2 protein-coding genes are annotated in these 601 nt (G+C 45.1%); both read left to right on the forward strand.

Translation table 11 applies throughout. The annotated features are described in order from the left end of the window. Positions 1 to 388 (forward strand): A24 family peptidase (locus R7093_RS26530; RefSeq protein ID WP_318147190.1); only part of this gene is annotated, 388 nt, incomplete at its 5' end. After that, positions 389 to 601 (forward strand): dephospho-CoA kinase (gene coaE, locus R7093_RS26535; RefSeq protein WP_318147191.1); only part of this gene is annotated, 213 nt, incomplete at its 3' end.

Raw genomic sequence — 601 nt, forward strand, 5'->3', positions numbered from 1 at the left:
AACTTGGGCTGGCATGGCGTTAGCATTAACAGGAATAAGCCCTGTTAGTCTACAGGACGCCGTAATTGGTGCGATTGCCGGTTATTTGTGTCTTTGGTCGGTATATTGGGGTTTCAAACTGCTTACTGGTAAAGAAGGCATGGGTTACGGTGATTTTAAATTGCTGGCTGCCCTTGGCGCTTGGCTAGGATGGCAATCATTACCAATGATCATCCTACTTTCTTCCGTCGTCGGTGTGATATTCGGGCTAGTCCAGTTACGACTACAAAAACAAGGTATAGAGAGAGCTTTCCCTTTCGGCCCATATTTAGCGATTGCAGGATGGGTAAGCTTAATCTGGGGCGATCAAATTCTAAGTTGGTACTTCACGTCAATTTTAGGGGTGTAAATGGCTTTGGTAATAGGCTTAACGGGTGGTATCGCCAGCGGTAAAACTACCGTAACGAATCTGTTCAAGCAGCAGTTTAAAATTGATATTGTCGATGCAGACATTGTCGCACGAGAAGTCGTCGAACCTGGAACTCCCGGGTTAAATGCAATCATTCAACATTTTGGTCAAGACATTACGCATGACGACAACACCTTAGATCGTGCCAAGTTA

The sequence above is a fragment of the Vibrio sp. 1580 genome, from assembly GCF_033340055.1.